The organism is Mesorhizobium alhagi CCNWXJ12-2, from assembly GCF_000236565.1.
Classification (GTDB): Bacteria; Pseudomonadota; Alphaproteobacteria; order Rhizobiales; family Rhizobiaceae; genus Allomesorhizobium; species Allomesorhizobium alhagi.
In genome coordinates this window covers 27,504-45,847 of the sequence record NZ_AHAM01000035.1, presented here as the reverse complement: position 1 = coordinate 45,847, position 18,344 = coordinate 27,504, and the positions used below count along the sequence as shown (strand labels likewise).

The following is an 18,344-nucleotide window of genomic DNA, read 5'->3' as shown; positions in this document are numbered from 1 at the left end:
ATTCGCCATGGACGCCACCAACCGTATCGCGACCGCAATCCGGGCCCGCTGGGCGGTCGGCGCGGTGTTCTTCGTCAACGGCTTCCTCACCGGAAGCTGGGCGCCGCAGATTCCGGTGTTCCTGACCCGCCTCGGCATCAGCGAATTCACGCTCGGCTTGCTTATCCTGCTTTTTGGTGCGGGCGCGATCACGGCAATGACCTCGTGCGGACCTCTGATCTCGCATTATGGTTCGCGGCCGGTGGTGCGCTGGTTCGGCGCCATCGGCGCATTCGGCCTGCTGGTCGTCGCCGCCGCGCCCAATCTGCCGCTCGCCGCTCTCGCGATGTTCCTGTTCGGCGGCCTGATCGGCGGCATGGATGTCGCCATGAACGCCAATGCGGTCGAGGTCGAGAAGCGGCTCGGCCGCGCGATCATGTCCTCGTCGCACGGCTTTTGGAGTCTCGGTGGCTTCGCCGGCGGCGGCCTTGGCGGCATCGCCATCCAGACCTACGGCCATCTCCCACATGCCGCCGCGGTGACAGCCGTCGCGCTCGTGGTCATGGCGTGGGCGCTTCCCAGACTCGTCGCCGAGCCGAAGGCCCTGGCCCACGAGCATCACAAATTCTCACTGCCGAAAAACCCGCTAATCTATCTGATAGGCGTTGTGGCGCTGTTCTCGATGGTGCCGGAAGGCGCGGTGCTCGACTGGGCAGCGCTCTATCTGCAGCAGGAACTGGGCGCCGACCTCGCCACCGCCGGCTTCGCCTTCGCTTTCTTCGCCGGCACCATGGCAATCATTCGCTTCCTCGGCGATGCGGTCCGGAACCGTTTCGGGGCGGTGACGACGCTGCGCGTATCCAGCCTGATCGCGGCAGCGGGCATGCTGGTTGCGGGCCTGTCGCCCTGGCCGTGGCTGGCCATCGCCGCCTTCGCCTTTTGCGGCCTCGGCGTCGCCAATATGGTGCCGATCGCGTTTTCGGCCGCCGGCAACCAGCCGGGCACGTCTGCAGGCGCGGGCATGAGCGTGGTGACGACGATGGGCTATTCAGGCCTGCTCGTCGCGCCCTCGGCCATTGGCTTCGTCGGCGAACGCACCGGCTTTGGGCCGGTGTTCATCGCTTTGTCTGGCCTTCTGATCGTCGTCTGCCTGATGGCTGGGCTGGCGCGCACGGCCGATTTCGCGCCGGCGCAACCAGCCGAATAAATTCAGCGAACGACAAACGAAACAGGCGCCGCTGCGGCGCCTGTTTCGCTTTTGACTACGTCAGATCCGCCCCATCAGAAGCAGGATCAGGAGCACCACCAGAATAAGTCCGACGATGCCGGAGGGACCATAGCCCCAGCTGCGCGAATACGGCCACGCGGGCACGGCGCCGATCAGGATAAGAATGAGAATGATGATCAAAATGGTCGTCAGTGTCATGGCATGTCCCTCGGAGCGGGTGTTGCAATGAGACAACAATGCGCAATTAGCCCCGCCGGTTCCCGGCGGGGCTCTTAAACTGCTACCGTGGCTTGCGCCTACTCCGCGGCTTTCGGGAAAGCGACATCGCCCGGAACGGCGACCGGCTCGACGGTGGCCGGCGTTTCGGCCTTGCCGCCGCGGCGGAACAGCCGTGCAATCCAGCCGCGCCTGCCCTTCTTGTGGGTCTCGCGGGTGAACACCATCAGCATTGACGGCGTCACGATCAGCGTCAGCACCGTCGCGAAGGACAGGCCGAACACGATCGCCGACGACAGCGCGATCCACCACTGGGTCGAGGGCGCATTGATCGTCGTCTCGTGATGGAAAATCTCCAGCCCGAGGCCGAATGCGATGGGCAGCACGCCGAGAATGGCCGACAGCGCCGTCAGCACCACCGGACGGGCGCGTTCGCGGCAGGTCTGAAGCACGGCGTCGTACTTGCTCCAGCCCTCCTCGCGCAGCCGATCGTAGGTGTCGATCAGCACGATGTTGTTGTTGACGACGACGCCGGCCAACGCGATGACGCCGATACCCGACATCACGATCACGAAAGCCTGGCCGGTCAGCATCATGCCGAGCAGCGCGCCGATCGTCGCCATGATGACGCAGGAAAGCACGAGCAGCACGCTGGTGAACTTGTTGAACTGCGCCAGAAGCACGATGAAGATCAGGAAGATCGCCGCGCCGAAAGCGTTGGTCAGGAAGGCGCTGGCCTCCTCGCTGTCCTCGTTCGAACCGGCCAGCTTCCAGTCGATGCCGGGCAAGGCCGTGCCGCCGACGACATTGGAGACCTCGGCCTGGACGGCCGCTACCTGGAAACCGGAGGCGACATTGCCCTGAATGGTGATCGTTCGCTTGCCGTCGATACGGTTCAGGATGCCCGTGGTCCTCTCCGGCTTGCGCGAGACGAAGTTCGAAATCGGCACGGAACCCTGCGCCGTCTCTATCCGGAGCTGATCGAGCGTCGCCAGGGTGCGGCGGTCCTCGGGCAGGCGCAGGCGGATGTCCACCGCATCGTCAACCCCGGCCGGCCGATAGTCGGTCAGTTTCAGGCCTGTCGTGACGAGCTGCACGACGGTGCCGACGGACGCCGGGCTGATGCCGTATAGCGCAGCCTTGGAGCGGTCGACTTCCAGCGCCCAGTCGATGCCGGGCGGCGGCAAGCCATCAGAAACATCGATGACGCCAGGAACCCGCTTGACCGCCGCCGCGACTTCGGCCGCCTTCTCGTTCAGGCCTTTGGGATCGACCGCCGAGAGCTGCACCTGAATGGGCTTTCCAGTCGGCGGGCCTGCGTCCGGCACACGGACCTCGACATCGACGCCGGGAATGCCAGCCATCGCCACGCGCAATTCGTCCAGGATCTGATGCGCGGACTTGCGCTCGCGCCAGTCGACGAATTCGTACTGGATCACCCCGATGACGTCTTCTGGAATGTCGGCGCCGCCGCCTCGCGTCTTGCCGACGCGGGTGTAGACAGACGTGATGCCCGGCCAGCCGAGGATGCGGCTTTCCGCCTCGCGCGTGGCGACATCCATCTCACCGAGGGACAGATTGCCGCGCGCATGCACGTAGAGCAGGCCGTAATCGGGTTCGACCGTCGGGAAGAACTCGACGCCTGCGCCGTATTTGGAATAGGCGACCGGCACTGCAACCAACAGCGCAACCGTCAGCACCAGCACTGTCTTGGGGTAATGCACGGCGCGCTTGACGACCGCCATGTAGTAGCCGTCGCGCTGTTCACCCTCTTCGTACACCGGCGCCTTGGCGAACAGAGCGCCCAGCGTCGGCGCGAAGATCAGCGCGTAAGCCATCGAGGCGGCCAGCGTGACGATCAGCGTGATCGGCAGATATTTCATGAAGTCGCCGATAATGCCCGGCCAGAACAGCAGCGGCGAGAACGCCGCTATGCGGGTCATGGTCGCGGCGATGACCGGGCCGGCCATGCGCTTGGCGGCGAGTTCGAATGCCTGCTCCTTCGGCATACCCTCCGACATGCGGCGCTCGGCGAACTCCGTCACGATGATCGCGTCGTCGACCAGCATGCCTACCGCAAGGATCAGGCTGAACAGCACGATCATGTTGATCGTGTATCCCATCAGCGCCAGCGCAAGGATGCCCATCAGGAAGGAGGACGGAATGGCGAGGCCGATAAGCAGGGATGCGCGGCCCGACAGCGCGTAGAGGATGACGATGAAGACCAGGATCACCGCGATCATGACGTGGTTCTGCAGATCGTTGAGGAGCTGCTTGACGAAAACGGACTTGTCCTGCGTGTAGGTGACCTCGGTGCCTTCCGGCATGCTCTTCACGAACTCGTCGGCGACCTTCTTGGCGCCTTCGATCGTTTCGACCACGTTGGCGCCGATGCGCTTCTTGACTTCGATGGCGATGGCCGGCTTGCCGTCGAGCCGCGTGATCGTTTCCGCGTCCTTGAAGGTGGAACGGACCGAAGCGAGATCCCGCACGCGCACCACGGCGTTAGGCCCGGTCACGACTGGCAGGTTGGCTACGTCCAGCGGCGTCTCGATCAGAGCCGGAATCTTGATGGCGTACTTGCCTTCGGAGCCTTCGATCGCGCCGGCGGCAACCAGGCTGTTGGACGCGCCGATGCCCTGGATCAGTTGCTCGAGCTGCAGCCCGTAGGACGACAGCTTGGCCGGATCGATGATCGCTTCGACAAGCTCTTCGCGCGATCCCTGGATGACGCCCTCGAGCACGCCGGGAACTTCCTCGATGCGGTCGCGCAAGGCCTTGGCCGCGGTCGTCAGCGCCCGCTCGGGCACATTGCCCGACAAGGTCACGACGAGGACGGGGAATTCCGAGATGTTGACCTCGTTTACGGTTGGTTCCTCGACGCCTTCCGGCAGATCGCGTTTCGCGTCCTGCACCTTGTTGCGGGTGTCGATGAGGGCATCGCCGAGATCGGTCGAAGGATCGAATTCAACCAGAACGTATCCGCCGCCTTCATAGGCGGCGGACTTCATCTCCTTCAGTCCCTTGAGATTCTTCAGCTGCGCTTCCACCGGCCTGAGCAGCAGGCGTTCGGAATCCTCCGGCGAGATCCCCTGGTAGACGAGGCTCACATACATGATCGGAATGGCGACGTCGGGTTCCGCTTCCTTGGGCACCGACTGATAGGCGAGCGCTCCCGCGATCACCATGAACAGAAGTACCGAGAGCGTCAGACGCGCATTGCGTATCGCGAGTTTGACAATATCCATTGGCTATTGGGTCCCGCTTTGGGCTTCGCCGACGAGCTTGTTGATCGTCTCCTGGTCGGCTTCCACGGCCTTGACCGTATCGCCCTCGGTGACGAGGTCCTGTCCGGCGACGATGATGCGGGCATCAGCCGGGATACCCCCGAGCAGCAGTCCGTTCGGCGTGTCGTCGACGAGATCGATCGGGAAGAACACAACCTTGTCATCCTTGTCGACGGCGCGGATGCCCAGATCGCCGGCGCCGGAGAGTGTGACCACCGAACGCGGCAGCGCCACGGCGTCGGTGGACTCGGCGAGCAGTTTTATCTCAGCCGTCATGCCCGCCGGCAGTTCCTTGTTCTCGTTGGGAATTGCCACCTCGATGCGGTACGTGCGCGTGGCGGACGAAGCATCGCGGCTGATGTAACGCAGCGTGCCCTGCACGGTCGTGCCGTCGACCAGCCGGATCTCCGCTTTGTCGCCGATCTTCAGGTAGCGCAGATCGCGTTCGCTCACCTCGCCGATGGCGAGCAACGGGTCGAGATTGATCAGCGTCGCCACCTCGGCTCCCGCCAGGATGGTACTGCCGGGTTGGACGGGAACCCGGTCCACGACACCGTTGTAGGGTGCATACATCTCGTACTGGGCAAGCTCGGCCTTGGCGCTCTCCAGTTGCGACGTGGCCGTAGCCAGCGCGGCGCGGGCCTGGTCGGCCTGGAGTTTGGGCGCGTTGCCGCCCCCCACCAGCCGTTCGGCGGCTTCAGCCTCGGCCTGCCGCTGCGCGACCACGCTTTCGGCCATCCGGACCGCTGCTTCCTTGTCCCGAGCATCCAGACGCATGATCAGGTCGCCGCGCTCGACGCGCTGGCCCTGTTTCACCGGCAAACTCTCTATGACACCCATGACGCGGGTGGCTAGCGTGACACGCTTCTCCGCATCGGTCTTGCCCGAAATGCGGATCGCGCGCGCATGCTGCACGCGCGGCGGCGTCACCACAGCAACCGTACGCAACGGCGCTGCCGGCTGCTCGGCGGCTTCCGTCTTGGCCTGGTCTTCATTGGCGGCACTGCCGACCGAGGAAAATTCCCCCGTGCCCATCCAGGCCGCGAAGCCCGCGAGCACGACTAACGCGGCAAGCTTGTGGAACCTGAATTTCGACATTACCGTTTTCCGTTGTCGGGCTGGCCAGACCGCGTCCTGCAAGGCGCCACCGATATGGTGTCGCGCCGGGCCATGTTCAATCGCCCCGCGAGGCGACGCTTCGCGAGCGCGCGGATAACTACATCAAAGTCGCGCCGCGAAACAGTCAGAAAAATTCATGGCACTATCACAGGTAGCATTCTCCTGACATTTTGCAGGCTCGGCGCGCGACCTTCCGACGCGCTGAATGCTGAATACTGCAACCGGCCTGATTGACAGCAGGAGTCAGCATGATTCGATGATTTCACGCGAAGGCGACCTCCTTCGACAGTGGAAGCGTGCGGATGCGCTTGCCGGTCAGGGCGAAAACCGCATTGGCGAGTGCGGGCGCCGCCGGCGGCGTCCCGATTTCGCCGACGCCGCCCATCCGTTCCGCATTCTCCAGTATGGCGACCTCGAATGCCGGGCATTGGGAAATCCGCATTGCGTCGAAATCATGGAAATTCGACTGCTCGACCATGCCGTCGGCAATGGTGATTTCCTGGCCCATGGCGGCGGAGAGGCCGAAAACCGCGCCCGAAACCAGTTGCGCCTCGATGATGCCCGGATCGAGCGCGATGCCGACATCGGCGGCGATCCAGACCTTCTCGATGCGGAGGCCGTACGGCGTGTCGGCCACCTGCACGATCTCCGCGACCCAGCCGCCGAAGGAGAGCGTGAAGGCGAAGCCTCTCGCTCTGCCTGAGGGCAGCGGCTCACCCCATTTGGCCATCGCCGCCACCCTGTCGACGACTTTCACTGCGGCCGGCCAGCCGGCCATCAGCTTCCTTCGCAGTTCCACCGGGTCGGTTCTGCCGGCGGTGGCGATCTCGTCCATGAAACACTCATGGAAGAACCCGTTGTAGGAATTGCCGACCGATCGCCAGAAACCGACCGGAATGCCGACGTCGGCCGCAATACCGGTCACACGATAGTTCGGAATGGCGTATGGCTGGTTGTGCGAACCGTCGGTGATGGTCCGGTCCGGGCCCAGCGGCGAGATCGAGGGGAACATGCGCCGCAGCGTGCTGCCGATCACCGAGGGCGAAGCGATGTGGATGTCGAGCGCTTCCGGCAGTCCGTCGTCGCCGAGCCGGGCCTGGAACCTGCCTGCCGCAGCCGGCCGGTACGTGTCGTGGCGGATGTCTTCCTCGCGCGTCCAGGTGACCTTAACAGGCCGGCCGCCCGCTTCCTTTGCCAGCAGCGCGGCATAGACCGAAAAATCCATCTCGCCGCGCCGGCCGAAGCCGCCGCCGAGATGCGTGGTGTGGACATCGACCTTGTCGCGCTCGATGCCGACGGCTTCCGAGCAGAGATAGCGCGTCATCGTCGGCATCTGGTTGGGCGACCAGATTTCGAGCACGCCGTCCTTGAATTGGGCGGTGGCGTTCATCGGTTCCATGCAGGCATGGGCGAGATAGGGAACCTCGTAGGCCGCCTCGACAAGCCTTTCGCGCGGCGCATCGGCGAAGGCCGTGTCGATATCGCCGTCATGGCGCAGCGCCGAGCCCTCGCCCGACGCCAGCGCATCCGCGAGAACCCGCGAGATCGCAGCGCCGTCGGCCGGATATTCGGCCGCGTCCCATTCGACCTCGATGGCTTCCGCCGCCTGGAACGCCGCCCAGGTGTTTTCGGCGATAATGCCGAAGCCGTGGCCATAGGTCGTCTCCAGCGGCACGATCTTCACCACGCCCGGCATCTTTTCCGCTTTCGACAGGTCGGCCTTGGCCGGCTTCGCCCAGAAGCGCGGGCTCATCTTTACCGTGCCGAAAAGCATCTCGGGCAAGATGACATCGATGCCGAAGATCGGCGCGCCGGTCACCTTGGCCAGCATGTCGACGCGCGGCTGCGCCTTGCCGAGCAGTTTCCAGTCGGCCTTGTCCTTCAGCCGCACGGTGGCGGGTGGATCAATGGCGGCCGCAGCGGACGCCACCTGGCCATAGGTGACGCTCCGGCCGGACGCCTTGTGCTCGATCGCACCATCAGCGGTGCTTAGCTCAGAGACGGCAACGCCGAGTTTCCTTGCGGCGGCCTCGACCAGCACATGACGCGCCGCGGCGCCCGCCTGGCGCATCTTGTCGAAGCCGTCGCGGATCGAGGACGAGCCGCCGGTACCCTGGAAACCAAGCACCTTGGAGACGCCGCCGAGTGCGCCCCGCACGGTCTCCGCCATCAGGCTTCGGTCGTAGAACGGGAACGGACCGCCTTCTTCGAGCAGGGCGGCGTTGTAATAGGCGAAGGATGCAGGGCCGTGCTCGACCTTGACCATGTCAAGCGGAACGTCCAGTTCCTCGGCGACCAACGCGGCGAGGGCCGTGGCGATGCCCTGCCCCATCTCCGCGCGCGGCGCGATCACGGTGATCGTGTTGTCGGGGGCGATCTTCACATAGGGGTTGAAGGTCGCCTCGCCCTCGGCAAGCTCGCCTTCGAGCGGGTTCGCATAGGGGCGGGAGACGTACCAATAGCCGACCGCAACGCCGCCGGCGACGGCCGCCGCGCCGATCAGGAAAGTCCGCCGTGCGATTTTTCCGACGCTGGCCATGGTCAGATCCCCGCCGTCTTGAGGGCGGCCGCTTTCTTGATCGCCGCGCGAATCCGTGGATACGTGCCGCAGCGGCAGAGATTGCCGTTCATCGCCTCGTCTATGTCCTGGTCTGTCGGGTCGGGATTGGCTTCGAGCAGCGCCGCAGCGCTCATGATCTGGCCGGCCTGGCAGTAGCCGCATTGCGCGACCTGCTCGTCCAGCCACGCCTGCTGCACCGGGTGCAGCTTGCCGCCGGCAGCAAGGCCTTCGATCGTGGTGACCTCGCCTTCGACCTGGCCGACCGGCAAGGTGCAGGAGCGAACCGCCTCGCCGCCTATATGCACCGTGCAGGCGCCGCAGGCGGCAATGCCGCAGCCGAATTTCGGCCCGGTCTTGCCGGCGAGATCGCGCAGCGCCCACAGCAGCGGCATTTCAGGATCGGCTTCGAACTCTATTGATTTTCCGTCGACGATGAGGCGCATGGGGGTTGCCTTTGGCTTTTCGTCCGATACCGGGCGTAAGACACGCCGATCGCTGACAACTTGACAAATTCTGTTATTTTGTCAATGGACAATGACGAAGTGAAGAATGTGACGACAGACGCCGAACCCGCCGAACCCAAGCGAGCCCGCATCCTCGAGGCCGCAATGAGGCTTGTCCTTGCCTATGGCTTTTCGCGCACCACGATGGGCGACATCGCTAGCGCCGCGGAAATGTCGCGGCCGGCGCTCTATCTCCTGTTCAAGAACAAGGCGGAAATCTACCGCGCCATCGCCGAGCAGCTCCTGGACGGTTCGGTCGCGCAGGCAGGCGTCATCCTGCGGCGCGAGGGGCCTTTCGCCGAGCGGATGATGATGATGATCGAGGAATGCCTGATCGCGATGATGCGGCACATAGCGGCATCCCCGCACGGCGCCGAGATCCTCGACATGAAGAGCAGGCTCGCAGGCGATCTGCATGCCGCCTGGCGCAGCCGGCTCGGCGCTCTCGTGACAGCCGCGGTCGTGGACGAAGCCCGGCGCAACGGCGTCGACCTCCAGGCGCGAGGCCTGTCGGCTCCGCTGCTGTCGGCTCTGTTGCTTGACGGGCTTGAAGGCATGAAGATGCGCATCCCCGATCCTGATGAGCAGCGTGTCGCCGCCCGCGGGCTGGTCAGGGTCGTCGAGATCGCCATCCAGGGCTAAGCATCTCCGCTAAGGCCTGCGCCGCGCCGCCGCAGGCTTCTTGTGCGTCGCCATGAATTCCTGCACCCGCTTGCCGAGACCCTTGCTGCGCATCGGACGATACTCCTCGTCGAGGTCGCCGGAAAGATCGAGCGTCGGCCTTTCGCCAACCGCATCGTAGTTTTCCTCGAGCCAGTCGCTGGCGGCGGTGCGGCCGAGATCGCGCAGATATTCCAGGAACGCCCATTCTGCATTGACCTTCGAAGAGGCGGAAAGATCCTTGAACGCCTCGTCCGCGTCGATCCGGTGCATGCGGATGTCGCGGAACTCGCCATGCGGCAACCGTCCGGCGGCGATCAACTCCTTGATGAAGGCGATGGCGCGGAATTCCCGCAGAAGACCGGCGTTGAAGGTGATCTCGTCGATGCGGTTCTGTATTTCGTTGGCGGATTTCGGCGTGCCCTCGCGGATCACCGGGTTGATCTGCACCAGCAGCACGTCCTCTGTCTCGGTCGCCTTGAAGAACGGATAGATCGCCGGATTTCCTCCGTAGCCGCCGTCCCAATAGGGTTTTCCGTCGATCTCGACAGCCTGGAAAAGCTGCGGCAGGCAGGCCGAGGCCATGATAACGTCTATGTCGATCTCGTCCGGGTTGAAGACGCGAAGCTGGCCGGTCTCGACATTCGTCGCCGAGATGAACAGCTTCATCTCCTTGCAGGAGCGAACATTGTCGAAGTCGATCTCGTCCCGGACCGCATCGCGCAGCGGGTTCAGGTTGAGCGGATTGGCGACATAGGGCGAAAGCATGCGCGACACCGCATCGTACCAGATGTAGCCCGGCGTGTTCTCCACCGACCAGTTGCCCCACGCGACATCCCAGGGCGTCCGCTGCACCGGGCTGAAGCGGCCCTTTTGCGCCACGGCGCGCCAGAAATCGTAAAGCTTCTGCCGCGCCCCGTCCGCACCGCCGCGCACCCAGCCGTCGGCCAGCGCCACCGCGTTCATCGCGCCGGCGCTGGTGCCGGATATGGCGGCGAATTCCAGCCGCCCGTCCTCGATCAGCCGGTCGAGCACGCCCCAGGAAAACGCGCCGTGCGACCCGCCGCCCTGCAGCGCGATGTTGATCGGTTTTTTGTCCGGGGCATGGCCGTTGGTGGTCATGGAAATTTCCTTCAGCGTTGCGAAAGTGTTTTCGGCGGCGGCGAAAGCGTCCTTCTCCCCGGTCGCGGGGAGAAGGAAATGCCCCATCTCACTCCGCCGTCCAGCCTCCGTCGACCGAGATATGCGTGCCGTTGATCTGGGCGGCGGCCGGCGAGCACAGGAACGAAACCGCCGCGGCGATCTCCTCGACAGTCACGAATTCCTTGGTCGGCTGCCGGTCCAGCATGACCTCGCGGATCACCGTCTCGCGGTCCATGCCGTGAGCCTTCATCTGGTCCGGTATCTGCGCCTCGACCAGCGGCGTCAGCACATAGCCGGGGCAGATCGCATTGCAGGTTATCTTGTCGCGCGCCACCTCCAGTGCGACCGTCTTGGTCAGGCCCATTATGCCGTGCTTGGCCGAAACATAGGCCGATTTGAACGGCGAGGCGATCAGTCCGTGCGCGGAAGCGATGTTGACGATGCGCCCGCCGCCGGCCTTCTTCATCAGGGGGATAGCGGCTGCGATAGTGTGGAAGGCCGAGGTGAGGTTGATCGCGATGATCGCGTCCCATTTCTCGACCGGGAATTCTTCCACCGGTGCGACATGCTGGATGCCCGCATTGTTGACGAGGATGTCCACCGAGCCGAATTTCTCAGCCGCCCGCTCCACCAGCGCCCGGCATTCGAAGGCATTCGACATGTCGGCCTTGATGTAGACGGCCTCACCCGGATGCTCCTTGGCGATCTCTTCGGCGATCGCGTGGTCCTGCGGCGTATCCGAAAAGGAGTTGACGACGACGTTGCAGCCTTCGGCTGCAAGCGCATGGGCTACTGCCAGGCCGATGCCCGAAGTCGAGCCGGTGACGATGGCAGTCCTTTTGACGGTCATGATGCTTCCTCCGATGATGTTGCGTCGCAGCATACATATTGCATTGCAGCAGAATTGCGAAGTGGAGGCGGATCAGCTTCCGCTGCGCAGCAGCATCGCCACCACGAAGAGTCCGCCGATCAAGCTGGTGACGATGCCTATCGGTAGTTCCTGCGGTGGCGGCAGCGTCCTGGCGGGAACGTCGCTGCCGAGGATCAGCGCCGCGCCGAAGTCGCAATACAGACACAAGACGACTGCGCAACTTGAGCCGTCGTTTTCCAGGGCATGCGCTCGCAACCCTACGAGCAACGGCGGACTCGGCAACGGAAGCCGCCTGCTCCAAGAACTCGGCGCGTTGGGCGGAAAACTTAGCGACTTGACGAAGTTTTCGCTTGCACCGCCAGCCAATCGGGCGATAGTTAGCGATATGGCTAAGCATGATGCTGATCTCTCGCTGCTCTTCCACGCGCTCGCGGATCCGACCCGTCGGTCGATCCTGACCCGGCTCGCCGAAACACCTGCGCGGGTAACGGATCTGGCTGGGCCCACGGGACTGCGGCTGCCCACGGTGATGCGGCACCTTTCCGTGCTGGAGGAGGCAGGGTTGATCGCCACGTCCAAGGACGGGCGGATACGCACCTGCGCCATCGTACCCGAGGCTCTGGATCCGGTGCGGACATGGCTCGATGAACACCGGGCCATCTGGGAAACCCGGCTCGACCGGTTGGATGCATTTGTGATGAATCTGATGAAGGAAAGCAAAGAATGACTCAGAACCTCGCTACAGACAGTGCGGCCCGTGCTGCGCCCGATGATGGAAGCAACCGCTTTGCGACGCTCACCTTCGAACGGGACGTGGCAGCGCCAGTGGCCGTGCTGTGGCAGGCTTGGACGGCTCCGGCTGCGCGGGCGATCTGGGCCGCGCCATCGCCCACGGTCACCGTGGAGTTCCTGGAGGCTGACACCAGGGTGGGTGGCCGCGAGGTCTCGCTTTGCAAGGTAGAGGGCCAGCCGGACATCCGCTGCGAGTGCGGCTGGCTGGCGTTGCAGCCGGAGCTGTGCAGCGTGAATTACGAGGCGATCTCATCCGAAGGCGCGACGCAATCGGTCGCGCTGGTGACGGCGGATATCTCGGGAACGCACGAGCGCAGCCGGCTGGTCGTGACGGTGCAGCTTTCCTCGCTGGCGCAGGACATGGAGGCAGGCTACCGGCAAGGCTTCGGCGCGGGACTGGACAATCTCGCGGGCGCGGCTGAACGGACCATGGTGCTGCAGCGGGTGATCCAGGCGCCGCGGTCCATCGTGTGGGGCGCGTGGATGAACCCTGAAACGCTGCCGCAATGGTGGGGGCCGGAAGGCTTTTCCTGTCGCACGAAAAGGATCGACCTGCGCGCGGGCGGCGAATGGGTTTTCGACATGATCGGCCCCGACGGCACGGTCTATCCCAATCACCATCGCTATGGCGAGGTCAGGCCCGAAGAGGGCTTCGGCTATGCGCTGCTATGGGGCGAGAACGGGCCGAAGCATGCCGACGCCTGGGCCTCGTTCGAGGATCAGGACGGGGCCACGAAGGTAACGCTGGGCATGGTATTCAGTACGGCTGCCGAATTCCAGGAGGCGAAGGGCTTCGGCGCCGTGGAACTGGGACTGCAAACTCTGGGCAAACTGGAACGCTTCGTCGCATCCCGCTGAATGCTGTGACTTCCCGTCGGCCCGATCTAGGGCTTGTGGACAAGGTCCTCATCCATGTCGCGCCCGTCCTCATCGGCGACGGCATCCGCCTCTTCAGTCAGAAGGGCATGGACCCGGTCGGGCTGGAGAAGACCGAGGTCTCGGAATCGGGGCGGATCTCCAACATGCGCTTCCGCTTCGCGGGATAGGACCGAGAATTCACAAAGGGATGCACGAAGAGGAGGGTTCTATGAGAAAACTGATCATATGGGACATGGTGACCGTCGACGGCTTCTTCGAAGGTCCGGACAGGGACATCAGCTGGTTCGTCTTCGAAGAAGAACTCGAGAACTACATTCGTGAGACCCAGGAAAAGGCCGACACGCTGATCTTCGGCCGCGTGACCTACGAGCTCATGGCAGCCTATTGGCCGTCCGAGCAAGGCTGGATCGCGGACTTCATGAACAAGATCGAGAAGGTGGTCTTCTCGCGCACGCTGAAAAGCGCCGACTGGAACAACACGAAGCTCTTCAACGGCAATGTCGCGGAAGAAGTCTCCAAGCTGAAGACCGGGGACGGCGGAGACATCTTCGTGTTCGGCAGCGCCGACCTCGCGGCGACCCTGATGGAGCACGGCCTGATCGACGAGTATCGCCTCGGGATCAACCCCATCATTCTCGGGAGAGGCACGCCGCTCTTCAAGGGCGGCCCGAACCGGATACCCCTGAAGCATCTGGAGACAAGGACGCTCAAGTCAGGTGTTGTCATCCTCCATTACGCGCCGGAGAGCAGACAATGACGATCGGATCCGTTCTTTCCCGTCAACCAGGGACATTTGTGCCCCGGCGCTCCAGGCGATATACCGGCTATTGTCCAACGCGCCAGTCGGGAACAAGCACATGAAAGCCGTCGTCTTCGAACAGTTCGGCACGCCGCCAAGCCTGCAGAACGTCCCCGATCCCACGCCGACGCCGGACGGCGTGGTGGTAAAGGTCGAGGCGACCGGGCTTTGCCGCAGCGACTGGCATGGCTGGATGGGGCACGATCCCGATATCACGCTGCCGCATGTCCCCGGCCATGAGCTTGCCGGCACAGTCCAGGCGGTCGGCGGGCACGTAAAGAACTGGAAGATCGGCGACCGCGTCACCGTGCCGTTCGTGGCCGGCTGCGGCCATTGCTTCGAGTGCAATTCAGGCAACCACCAGGTTTGCGAGCGTCAGTTTCAGCCCGGCTTCAGCGCCTGGGGCTCGTTCGCCGAATATGTCGCGCTCGACTTCGCCGACACCAATCTCGTCCGCCTGCCGGAGGAGCTCGATTTCGCCACTGCAGCCGCCCTCGGCTGTCGTTTCGTCACCTCTTTCCGAGCCATAGTCGACCAGGGCCGGACCAAACCCGGCGAATGGGTCGCGGTGCATGGCTGCGGCGGCGTCGGCCTGTCGGCGATCATGATCGCCACCGCGATGGGCGCCAATGTCATCGCCATCGACCTGACCGACGAGAAGCTCGATTTCGCCAGGCAGATGGGCGCTGTCGCCACCGTCAATGCGGCAAACACCGAAAACGTCGTTCGCGCGATCAAGCAGATCACAAAGGGCGGCGCGCATGTCTCCATCGACGCGCTCGGCCATCCCGTGACCTGCTTCAATTCGATCTCCAATCTGCGCCGGCGCGGCCGCCACGTTCAGGTCGGGCTGATGCTGGGCGACCACACCCGGGCGCAGGTGCCTATGAGCAAGATCATCGCCTTCGAACTCGAAATCCTCGGCAGCCACGGCATGCAGGCATTCCGCTACGGCGCGATGATGGACATGATCGCGACAGGCAAGCTTTCACCGCAAAAACTCGTCGGCCGCAGGATCAACCTCGCCGAGGCTCCGGAGGCGCTGATGGCCATGGACAGGTTCGAAGGCCTCGGCATTAGCGTCGTCACGAGTTTTTGACCCGACTTCAATTACTTGACTAAGTCAACTATCTGCGTGATATTGATCGGAGCAGCGGAGGCTCCGATGACCGAAGTTTCGATCCCATCTAATGAGCAGATCGCGGATGTGCGGGCGTTTACCCGGTTCTACACGCGCCAGATCGGTCTGCTGGAGGAGCGGCTGCACAAAAGCGCCTTCTCGCTGACCGAAGCCCGGGTGCTCTACGAACTCGCCCATCGCAACGGCCTGACGGCAACCGATCTCGGCCGCGACCTGGGGCTGGACGCCGGCTATCTCAGTCGCCTGCTGAAGAAGTTCGAAAGCCGCGGCTTTGTGACCAGGGCGCCGTCGGCGACGGATGCGCGGCAGTCGGTGCTGTCGATCACGGAGGCCGGCCGCAAGGCTTTCGAACTTCTTGACCAGGCCTCGCGGGAAGAAGTCGCGGGACTGCTCGGCCGGCTTTCCGCCGAACACCGCGAGGCCGTTGTCGCGGCCATGCAAAAACTGCGGCGCCTGCTCGGCCAAAGTCGGGAGCCGGCAACGCCTTACATCCTGCGGCCGCTTCAGGTCGGCGATATCGGCTGGATCGTCCACCGTCAGGGTGTCCTCTACGCACGGGAATATGGCTGGGACGAAAGCTACGAGGCGCTGGCGGCCGAAATTCTCGCCGGCTTCGTCAAATCGTTCGATCCCGAATACGAGAACGCCTGGATCGCGGAGCGCGAAGGCGAGGTGGTCGGCTCGGTCTTTCTCATGCGCAAATCCGCCGAGGTGGCGAAATTGCGCCTGCTCTATGTCGAGCCTTCGGCCCGGGGTCTCGGCATCGGTCGCCGGTTGGTCGACGAGTGCATCGCATTCGCACGCGCCAAAGGCTACAAGACCCTGACGCTGTGGACCAACGATGTGCTCGTCTCGGCGCGCCGCATTTATCAGGCGGCAGGCTTCCAATTGACCGGGGAAGAGCGCCATCATTCCTTCGGCAAGGACCTTGTCGGCCAGACCTGGGACCTCGCGCTCTGACCTTCAAAGCGACTTCGCCATTGACATAATGGGCGCCGTCCTCCACCTCATGGCGGAATTTTTCGCTCAAGAGGCCGGCCAAAATGACCGGGTATTTTTCCGCCCCCTTTGCCCGCCGCAAATCGGTCGGCGTCGATGTCGGCGGCGTGATCGTCGGCGGCGGCGCGCCGGTCGTCGTCCAGTCGATGACCAACACCGATACAGCCGATGTCGACCAGACGGTTCGCCAGGTCGCGGCGCTGCATCGCGCCGGCTCCGAGATCGTGCGCATCACCGTCGATCGCGACGAGGCCGCCGCCGCGGTGCCGGGCATTCGCGAGCGGCTCGACCGGCTCGGCATCAATGTGCCGCTGGTCGGCGATTTCCACTATATCGGCCACCGCCTGCTTGCCGATCATCCCGAATGCGCCGAGGCGCTGGCCAAGTACCGGATCAACCCGGGCAATGTCGGCTTCAAGGAAAAGAAGGACAAGCAGTTCGGCGCGATCGTCGAAATGGCGATCCGCTACAACAAGCCGGTGCGCATCGGCGTCAATTGGGGTTCACTCGACGCCGACCTTCTGACCCGATTGATGGACGAGAACCAGAAGAAGGGCTCGCCGCTGACGGCGCAGGAGGTGACTCGCGAGGCGATCGTGCAGTCGGCGCTGCTGTCGGCCGACGCTGCCGAAGAAATCGGCTTGCCGCGTGAAAAAATAATCCTGTCGGCCAAGGTCAGCCAGGTGCAGGACCTTATCGCCGTCTACACCGAACTCGCCAAGCGCTCCGACCACGCGCTGCATCTCGGCCTGACCGAGGCCGGCATGGGCTCCAAGGGCATAGTCGCCTCTTCGGCGGCCATGGGCATATTGCTGCAGCAGGGCATTGGCGACACGATCCGCGTCTCGCTGACGCCCGAACCGAACGGCGACCGCACCCGCGAGGTGCAGGTGGCGCAGGAACTCCTGCAGACCATGGGTTTCCGCCAGTTCGTGCCGACGGTGGCGGCCTGCCCCGGCTGCGGCCGCACCACCTCGACCGTATTCCAGGAACTGGCGCAGAACATCCAGGCGGATCTGCGCAAGAACATGCCTCTCTGGCGCGAGAAATATCCGGGCGTCGAGGAGTTGAAGGTCGCTGTGATGGGCTGCATCGTCAACGGGCCGGGGGAGTCCAAACACGCCGATATCGGCATCTCCCTGCCCGGCACAGGCGAAATGCCGACAGCACCGGTGTTCATCGACGGCCGCAAGGCCGCCACGCTGCGCGGGCCCGACATCGCCGAGGAATTCGAAAAGATGGTCGCCGACTATATCGAGCAGCGCTTCGGGCGCGGCGGCAAGGCTGCGGCGGAGTAGAAGATGCGGGCCGCCCGGCGAACGCTGCGCCTGGTCTCTGCAGTGCTCCTCGCGGCCGCAGCTCCGGCTGGGGCTGAGCCGTCATCGGCGCTCGCACCGCCGCCCGTTACGATCGACCGGGTTTGCGACCTGATCGAAATCCATGCCGAACGCAACAACCTTCCCAAGGAGTTTTTCGCGCGGCTGATCTGGAAGGAGAGCCGCTTCGACCCCAACGCCGTCAGCCCCGCGGGCGCCGAAGGCATCGCCCAATTCATGCCGGGCACGGCTGCACTGCGCGGCCTCGACGACAGTTTCGACATCGAAAAGGCAATACCGGCCTCGGCGCGATACCTCGGTGAGTTGAGATCGGGCTTCGGAAATCTCGGGCTTGCGGCGGCTGCCTACAATGCCGGCGAGAACCGCGTTTCGCGCTGGTTAAAGTCGGGCGGGTTCCTGCCGATCGAGACCGAAGACTACGTCCTCGACATCATGGGCGAGTACGCCGACAATTTCACGAATGTGACATACGCTGGAACGATCCGGCCGCTCGACCCGAAATCATCCTTTCGCGACGCATGCCGCCGATTGCCGGCGATCCAGTCCGCGGTGGTCGCCATGGCTACCGTCAATGTAAAGCCCTGGGGCGTCCAGGTGGCGGGAAATTTCCGCCGCGCGGCCGCGATAAAGCAGTGGCAGCGCCTGAAAGGGCGATTTTCAGCCCTGCTTGCCGAATACGAGCCGGTCGTCAGCCGTGTGCGCACGCCGATCGGCCGCCGCGGCATCTATGCGGTCAGGATCGGCGTCGACAACCGCGCCAATGCCGACATCATCTGCCAACAACTGCGCGGCGCCGGCGGGTCATGTATCGTGGTGCGGAACCGGTAGATG

General features: G+C 64.0%; 18 protein-coding genes. 10 read left to right on the top strand and 8 right to left on the bottom strand.

All coding sequences use genetic code 11. The annotated features are described in order from the left end of the window. Positions 1-7: 7 nt before the first annotated feature. Positions 8-1,186: an MFS transporter gene (locus MAXJ12_RS05280; protein WP_008834745.1), complete on the top strand. Its 1,179-nt coding sequence runs from the start codon at positions 8-10 to the stop codon at positions 1,184-1,186. 60 nt (positions 1,187-1,246) lie between these two features. On the opposite strand, the gene MAXJ12_RS34980 is transcribed toward MAXJ12_RS05280, so the two are convergent. The 5 genes from MAXJ12_RS34980 to MAXJ12_RS05255 all read right to left on the bottom strand — a co-directional run bounded on the left by MAXJ12_RS34980 (position 1,247) and on the right by MAXJ12_RS05255 (position 8,832). Then, positions 1,247-1,405 (bottom strand): DUF3309 family protein, encoded by a 159-nt coding sequence (locus MAXJ12_RS34980; RefSeq protein WP_008834744.1) that lies wholly within the window; start codon positions 1,403-1,405, stop codon positions 1,247-1,249. A 98-nt stretch (positions 1,406-1,503) separates the two neighbouring features. Beyond that, on the bottom strand, positions 1,504-4,671 hold the full coding sequence (locus tag MAXJ12_RS05270) for an efflux RND transporter permease subunit (protein ID WP_008834743.1): 3,168 nt from the start codon (positions 4,669-4,671) through the stop codon (positions 1,504-1,506). A 3-nt stretch (positions 4,672-4,674) separates the two neighbouring features. Next, positions 4,675-5,808, bottom strand: coding sequence for an efflux RND transporter periplasmic adaptor subunit (locus tag MAXJ12_RS05265; protein WP_008834742.1), 1,134 nt, complete (start codon positions 5,806-5,808; stop codon positions 4,675-4,677). A gap of 283 nt (positions 5,809-6,091) precedes the next feature. Next, positions 6,092-8,368: a xanthine dehydrogenase family protein molybdopterin-binding subunit gene (locus MAXJ12_RS05260; RefSeq protein WP_008834741.1), complete on the bottom strand. Its 2,277-nt coding sequence runs from the start codon at positions 8,366-8,368 to the stop codon at positions 6,092-6,094. A gap of 2 nt (positions 8,369-8,370) precedes the next feature. Then, entirely contained in the window at positions 8,371-8,832 is a 462-nt protein-coding gene (locus tag MAXJ12_RS05255) for a (2Fe-2S)-binding protein (protein WP_008834740.1), read from the bottom strand. Positions 8,833-8,916: 84 nt separating this feature from the next. On the opposite strand from MAXJ12_RS05255, the gene MAXJ12_RS05250 reads away from it, so the two are divergent. Continuing rightward, positions 8,917-9,534, top strand: coding sequence for a TetR/AcrR family transcriptional regulator (locus MAXJ12_RS05250; protein WP_008834739.1), 618 nt, complete (start codon positions 8,917-8,919; stop codon positions 9,532-9,534). A 9-nt stretch (positions 9,535-9,543) separates the two neighbouring features. On the opposite strand, the gene MAXJ12_RS05245 is transcribed toward MAXJ12_RS05250, so the two are convergent. From MAXJ12_RS05245 to MAXJ12_RS38680, 3 genes are all read right to left on the bottom strand, one after another. Beyond that, complete coding sequence (locus MAXJ12_RS05245; RefSeq protein WP_040584965.1) at positions 9,544-10,674, bottom strand: patatin-like phospholipase family protein; 1,131 nt, start codon at positions 10,672-10,674, stop codon at positions 9,544-9,546. An 88-nt stretch (positions 10,675-10,762) separates the two neighbouring features. After that, a complete protein-coding gene (locus MAXJ12_RS05240; RefSeq protein WP_008834737.1) occupies positions 10,763-11,545 on the bottom strand; it encodes a 3-hydroxybutyrate dehydrogenase in 783 nt (260 codons plus the stop codon). Between the two features lie 72 nt (positions 11,546-11,617). Beyond that, entirely contained in the window at positions 11,618-11,773 is a 156-nt protein-coding gene (locus MAXJ12_RS38680) for an iron chelate uptake ABC transporter family permease subunit (protein WP_341872521.1), read from the bottom strand. 178 nt (positions 11,774-11,951) lie between these two features. On the opposite strand from MAXJ12_RS38680, the gene MAXJ12_RS05235 reads away from it, so the two are divergent. The 8 genes from MAXJ12_RS05235 (at position 11,952) to MAXJ12_RS05200 (ending at position 18,341) form a co-directional block, all read left to right on the top strand. Then, complete coding sequence (locus MAXJ12_RS05235) at positions 11,952-12,293, top strand: ArsR/SmtB family transcription factor (RefSeq protein ID WP_040584948.1); 342 nt, start codon at positions 11,952-11,954, stop codon at positions 12,291-12,293. Then, positions 12,290-13,216 carry an SRPBCC family protein gene (locus tag MAXJ12_RS05230; RefSeq protein ID WP_008834735.1) on the top strand — a complete coding sequence of 309 codons (927 nt, stop codon included), beginning with the start codon at positions 12,290-12,292 and terminating at the stop codon, positions 13,214-13,216. The genes MAXJ12_RS05235 and MAXJ12_RS05230 overlap by 4 nt, the downstream gene beginning before the upstream one ends. A gap of 35 nt (positions 13,217-13,251) precedes the next feature. Beyond that, positions 13,252-13,404, top strand: coding sequence for a dihydrofolate reductase family protein (locus MAXJ12_RS37495; protein WP_008834734.1), 153 nt, complete (start codon positions 13,252-13,254; stop codon positions 13,402-13,404). A 41-nt stretch (positions 13,405-13,445) separates the two neighbouring features. Then, on the top strand, positions 13,446-13,994 hold the full coding sequence (locus MAXJ12_RS05220) for a dihydrofolate reductase family protein (RefSeq protein WP_008834733.1): 549 nt from the start codon (positions 13,446-13,448) through the stop codon (positions 13,992-13,994). A 100-nt stretch (positions 13,995-14,094) separates the two neighbouring features. Then, positions 14,095-15,135 (top strand): zinc-dependent alcohol dehydrogenase family protein, encoded by a 1,041-nt coding sequence (locus tag MAXJ12_RS05215; RefSeq protein ID WP_008834732.1) that lies wholly within the window; start codon positions 14,095-14,097, stop codon positions 15,133-15,135. 66 nt (positions 15,136-15,201) lie between these two features. After that, the gene (locus tag MAXJ12_RS05210) at positions 15,202-16,137 is read left to right on the top strand and encodes a bifunctional helix-turn-helix transcriptional regulator/GNAT family N-acetyltransferase (RefSeq protein ID WP_008834731.1); all 936 of its coding nucleotides are present in this window, start codon (positions 15,202-15,204) and stop codon (positions 16,135-16,137) included. 83 nt (positions 16,138-16,220) lie between these two features. Beyond that, positions 16,221-17,474, top strand: coding sequence for a flavodoxin-dependent (E)-4-hydroxy-3-methylbut-2-enyl-diphosphate synthase (gene ispG / locus MAXJ12_RS05205; protein WP_008834730.1), 1,254 nt, complete (start codon positions 16,221-16,223; stop codon positions 17,472-17,474). Positions 17,475-17,477: 3 nt separating this feature from the next. Further along, positions 17,478-18,341, top strand: coding sequence for a lytic transglycosylase domain-containing protein (locus MAXJ12_RS05200; RefSeq protein ID WP_008834729.1), 864 nt, complete (start codon positions 17,478-17,480; stop codon positions 18,339-18,341). The last annotated feature ends 3 nt before the right edge of the window (positions 18,342-18,344 follow it).

Coding starts and splice junctions, on each gene's coding strand:
- MAXJ12_RS05245 (WP_040584965.1), bottom strand. CDS start 10,674: ATGACCACCAACGGCCATGCCCCGGACAAAAAACCGATCAACATCGCG.
- MAXJ12_RS05200 (WP_008834729.1), top strand. CDS start 17,478: ATGCGGGCCGCCCGGCGAACGCTGCGCCTGGTCTCTGCAGTGCTCCTC.
- MAXJ12_RS05215 (WP_008834732.1), top strand. CDS start 14,095: ATGAAAGCCGTCGTCTTCGAACAGTTCGGCACGCCGCCAAGCCTGCAG.
- MAXJ12_RS05255 (WP_008834740.1), bottom strand. CDS start 8,832: ATGCGCCTCATCGTCGACGGAAAATCAATAGAGTTCGAAGCCGATCCT.
- MAXJ12_RS05240 (WP_008834737.1), bottom strand. CDS start 11,545: ATGACCGTCAAAAGGACTGCCATCGTCACCGGCTCGACTTCGGGCATC.
- MAXJ12_RS05230 (WP_008834735.1), top strand. CDS start 12,290: ATGACTCAGAACCTCGCTACAGACAGTGCGGCCCGTGCTGCGCCCGAT.
- MAXJ12_RS05235 (WP_040584948.1), top strand. CDS start 11,952: ATGGCTAAGCATGATGCTGATCTCTCGCTGCTCTTCCACGCGCTCGCG.
- MAXJ12_RS05250 (WP_008834739.1), top strand. CDS start 8,917: ATGGACAATGACGAAGTGAAGAATGTGACGACAGACGCCGAACCCGCC.
- ispG (WP_008834730.1), top strand. CDS start 16,221: ATGACCGGGTATTTTTCCGCCCCCTTTGCCCGCCGCAAATCGGTCGGC.
- MAXJ12_RS05260 (WP_008834741.1), bottom strand. CDS start 8,368: ATGGCCAGCGTCGGAAAAATCGCACGGCGGACTTTCCTGATCGGCGCG.
- MAXJ12_RS05220 (WP_008834733.1), top strand. CDS start 13,446: ATGAGAAAACTGATCATATGGGACATGGTGACCGTCGACGGCTTCTTC.
- MAXJ12_RS34980 (WP_008834744.1), bottom strand. CDS start 1,405: ATGACACTGACGACCATTTTGATCATCATTCTCATTCTTATCCTGATC.
- MAXJ12_RS05210 (WP_008834731.1), top strand. CDS start 15,202: ATGACCGAAGTTTCGATCCCATCTAATGAGCAGATCGCGGATGTGCGG.
- MAXJ12_RS05280 (WP_008834745.1), top strand. CDS start 8: ATGGACGCCACCAACCGTATCGCGACCGCAATCCGGGCCCGCTGGGCG.
- MAXJ12_RS05265 (WP_008834742.1), bottom strand. CDS start 5,808: ATGTCGAAATTCAGGTTCCACAAGCTTGCCGCGTTAGTCGTGCTCGCG.
- MAXJ12_RS05270 (WP_008834743.1), bottom strand. CDS start 4,671: ATGGATATTGTCAAACTCGCGATACGCAATGCGCGTCTGACGCTCTCG.